Consider the following 527-nt stretch of genomic DNA (forward strand, 5'->3'; position numbering starts at 1 on the left):
CAACACCAGTCGCTCCCGTTCGTTACTCCTACACCAGTTGCACCTGTCACCCCTGTTGCTCCGGTTGCTCCCGTAGTTCCTAAAGCCCCAGTTGATCCCGTGGCTCCTGTTACTCCCGTTGCTCCGGTAGTTCCGGTAGTTCCTGCAACGCCAGTCGCTCCCGTCACTCCTACACCAGTTGTACCTGTCACGCCTGTGGCTCCGGTTACTCCCGTAGTTCCTACAGCCCCAGTTGATCCCGTGGCTCCTGTTTCTCCCGTTACTCCTACACCAGTTGCACCTGTCGCCCCTGTTGCTCCGGTTGCTCCCGTAGTTCCTACAGCACCAGTTGATCCCGTGGCTCCTGTTTCTCCCGTGGCTCCTGTAGTTCCGGTAGTTCCTGCAACACCAGTCGCTCCCGTTACTCCTACACCAGTTGCACCTGTCACCCCTGTTGCTCCGGTTGCTCCCGTAGTTCCTAAAGCCCCAGTTGATCCCGTGGCTCCTGTTACTCCCGTTGCTCCGGTAGTTCCGGTAGTTCCTGCAAC

At 58.4% G+C, this 527-nt stretch carries 1 protein-coding gene; it reads right to left on the reverse strand.

The window, feature by feature from the left end; genetic code table 11:
* A partial coding sequence (locus AC1DM9_RS34455; RefSeq protein WP_477584506.1) for a hypothetical protein occupies window positions 1-527 on the reverse strand: 527 nt, incomplete at both ends.

The organism is Paenibacillus sp. 01T431 (assembly GCF_056398625.1).